This window comes from Rahnella sp. ChDrAdgB13, from assembly GCF_017655185.1.
GTDB classification, from domain to species: domain Bacteria; phylum Pseudomonadota; class Gammaproteobacteria; order Enterobacterales; family Enterobacteriaceae; genus Rahnella; species Rahnella contaminans.
In genome coordinates this window covers 1-3,212 of sequence record NZ_JAEMGT010000136.1, presented here as the reverse complement: position 1 = coordinate 3,212, position 3,212 = coordinate 1, and the positions used below count along the sequence as shown (strand labels likewise).

Below are 3,212 nucleotides of genomic sequence, written 5' to 3'. Positions count from 1 at the left end.
AAACCGCCAGCCCATTCCCCGGAGCAAAACATGGGCAGGCAAAAGTGTAGCGGTATTAGGCGCAGCTATTTAGGATGCAACCTCATATTGTGGGGTCTGTTGGGATATCTTCATGCCGCAGAGCGGCATGAAGGCGACAAACGATGTTCCGCATACCTCTGTAGCCAAACGTCGCCGTAAGCCCGGCGCCGCCGGGCTGTGACCCGAATATTCCCCAGTCAGCCCCGCCTACTAGACCGGTTTAAGGGGTTTGAGGTGAGTAGACCCGGACGGGCCCCTCCTCAGAACCGGACTTGCGGAACTACCGTATCCGGCTCCCGACAGATCAGTGTCCCCACACATATTCAATGTCATTAATGCGACAGAATCTGAATTATCGCCAGTTCATTTTAGTGCGTAAGCCCTGATCATACTGTCAGGGCGGAAAGAGAAATTAACGACTCTTTATAGTTTTTATCTTTTCTGAATAATCCCGCGGTACCCAGCACAAAATAGTCAACTTTCTCTGAAAGGCGTTTAACGACCGCAGATGATATAGCCCCATCGATAGCAATCTGTGTCGCAGCACCTTTATGACGCAGCAGATCGTGAATGCGGTTAATCTTATCGACGGAACCTTCAATAAAAGCCTGCCCGGCATATCCCGGATTGACTGACATCACCAGCACAACATCCGTCACATCAACAATTTCTTCCAGTACCGATATCGGTGTACCGGGATTGAGCGCCACTCCGGCTTTAGCTCCCGCTTTACGAATATTTGTCAGCGTACGGTGGAGATGCACCGGCGCTTCAGCATGTACATAAATGATCTCGCAGCCCAGCCCGGCAAACGTCTCAATAAAAGGGTCCGGGTCAGACAACATCAGATGGACATCGTAAGGGATACTGGCCAGCTTTGAGATCGCCTTGATATCTTCAAGACCCAGCGCAAAATTAGGCACAAAATGGCCGTCCATAACGTCGAGATGGAACATATCTGCGCCCGCTTTTTCCAATGCATCGACTTCTGCGGCAAGACGCGAGAAGTCGATGCACATCATAGAAGGACAAAACTTAGCCATGGGGCACCTCATTTTCCAGTGCAGTAATCATATCAATACGCGTCTGGTGACGCTCACCTTCGAATTTCGCATCCAACCATTCATCAACAATCATTTTTGCCAGTTCACTGCCAACTACCCGCGATCCAAACGCCAGAATATTGGTATTGTTATGCTCACGAGAAAGCTTCGCGGAGTATGGCTCACTACATACCACAGCCCGGATGCCTGTAACTTTATTTGCCGTGATGGAAATGCCAATGCCTGAACCGCAAATCAGAATGCCCAGATCCACCTCGCCGCTGCTGACAGACTCCGCCACCGCCTTACCGTAAATCGGATAGTCAGTCCGTTCAGCACTGTTCGTGCCTTTATCGACAACTTCAATCCCTTTGCTCTCCAGGTGACGGATAATGTCCGGTTTCAGCAACAGGCCCACATGATCACAACCAACCGCAATTTTCATTTTCCCTCTCCACGGATAATTAGCCATATTCGCTACGTAATTTTCTGGTCTTCGCGTTTAGCGCCAGATACGACCATGGCATGGTTTATCGCCCGCAAACGCTTCACACCCTGACGCAGTTATATGAAGTTATGGAGCATTCAGTTCAGCCCCGGCTCGGCACAACCGCGTATTCTATATAGTATATTCACACGCTTAGATTTTAATGTGAAGTTTTTTTTGTAAAAAAACGAATCTCTATACAACACACTAAGAAAAAAATGATAACAACATGATTTATAGAAATGTTTTTCATTAAAATAATCGTCTGCTATTTAATATTTGCACGCTATGTCACATAAATGTTAAGTCATGTGAAGTTGATCCTTGTGAAGGATTAAGCGAATATGGCATTCAGAACTGATTAACGATGAGAAGCAAAATGAGTGATTTTTTTCGGGAGCCGGAGAGCGAAAGCGCGCTCGCGACAGGGGCGAAAATCCGCATGTCGCTTTCTTCGCTGAACAATAAAGAACGCAGCATTGCCGACTGGCTGCTGGTTAAAGGAAACCTGCCTGAGGGGATCAGCATCAGGGAAGTCGCGACCACATTGGGAGTATCTGAACCTATGGTCGTCAAAGTGGCCAAGAAACTCGGCTATTCTGGTTTTCGTGAACTGCGCAGCGCACTACTGGCTTACTTTGATGTTCTGCCCTTCGAAAGAGAAGAAGAGATCTCAGAGCATGACAACCTCTCAGTGGTGATGGACAAAGTATTTAGCAACTCGATCCAGGCCCTGAAAGAAGCACAAACGGTAGCAGATGTTAATGTCATCAATCAGGCGGCCCACCTGCTGTATGAAGCGCACCGGGTAGTCTTACTGGGCGTCGGTGGGTCATCCTCCGTCTGTCATGATTTCGAGCATAAACTCCTCAGAATAGGTATTCACAGCCATACCTACAGTGATTTTCACCTTATGTTGATGGTGGCCTGTCAGCTTGGTGAAGGAGATGTTATGGTGGTTATCTCCCAGTCTGGGGATACTCGGGAATTACTTAACGCGGTTGAAATTGCCCGGAAGCGTGGGGTGCGTATTATCTGTATTACAAACGATAACCGCTCGCCACTCTCTCAGTTATCCGATCTTTCCATTTTTAGTCCGGCAAGAAGTGGCCCGCTTCTTGGGCAAAATGCGGTGGCACGCGTGATTCAGCTGAACTTGCTGGATACATTGTTTATTGCACTGCTGTTACAGGACTATCAGCAACTGAGTGCAAACTTACAGCGCGGAATAAGCATCGTAGAACCCCTGCACAGCAAAAATAAATTCTGAATATGAGGGCCGCGATACCGGCCCACAAACATTCACATAAAAAACTACCCCCGCCAATATCTGTAATACCTCACAAAAACCAATACATCCGACAATGATTTTAACATGTTGTTTATAATAGAATTTATTTTTTTATTTTCTATAATATGATCTCCATCACATCACTATACTTCACAAAGTATTTTTTGCATGTAAAGTTTCACTCATGACACTTCACTTGCTATCGGCTTTTTTTCTTTCGGTCGCGGCAGGTAAGCAGCAACAGCTCATCAGATGAAGGAGATTGAGAAATGGTTATGCGGTTGATTTCCAGTAATAACTGTAGTGACGCGCAATGATGATCGGCCGGACGCGCAATAAATGCACTTTCCCAAACCACATTACGTGAGAA

The 3,212-nt window shown here is 46.9% G+C and carries 3 protein-coding genes; 1 reads left to right on the top strand and 2 read right to left on the bottom strand.

Annotation, left to right across the window (positions count from 1 at the left end):
• Positions 1 to 407: 407 nt before the first annotated feature.
• Both rpe and rpiB read right to left on the bottom strand, forming a co-directional pair.
• Positions 408 to 1,064: a ribulose-phosphate 3-epimerase gene (gene rpe / locus J8X26_RS24745; protein ID WP_208952267.1), complete on the bottom strand. Its 657-nt coding sequence runs from the start codon at positions 1,062 to 1,064 to the stop codon at positions 408 to 410.
• Positions 1,057 to 1,509: a ribose 5-phosphate isomerase B gene (gene rpiB / locus J8X26_RS24740; RefSeq protein ID WP_208952266.1), complete on the bottom strand. Its 453-nt coding sequence runs from the start codon at positions 1,507 to 1,509 to the stop codon at positions 1,057 to 1,059. Before rpiB ends, rpe begins: the two co-directional genes overlap by 8 nt.
• Positions 1,510 to 1,930: 421 nt before the next feature.
• On the opposite strand from rpiB, the gene J8X26_RS24735 reads away from it, so the two are divergent.
• Positions 1,931 to 2,821 carry an SIS domain-containing protein gene (locus J8X26_RS24735; RefSeq protein WP_208952265.1) on the top strand — a complete coding sequence of 297 codons (891 nt, stop codon included), beginning with the start codon at positions 1,931 to 1,933 and terminating at the stop codon, positions 2,819 to 2,821.
• The last annotated feature ends 391 nt before the right edge of the window (positions 2,822 to 3,212 follow it).

Excerpts from the sequence above, each read along its gene's own strand:
- rpe (WP_208952267.1), bottom strand. The coding sequence starts at position 1,064 with ATGGCTAAGTTTTGTCCTTCTATGATGTGCATCGACTTCTCGCGTCTT.
- rpiB (WP_208952266.1), bottom strand. The coding sequence starts at position 1,509 with ATGAAAATTGCGGTTGGTTGTGATCATGTGGGCCTGTTGCTGAAACCG.
- J8X26_RS24735 (WP_208952265.1), top strand. The coding sequence starts at position 1,931 with ATGAGTGATTTTTTTCGGGAGCCGGAGAGCGAAAGCGCGCTCGCGACA.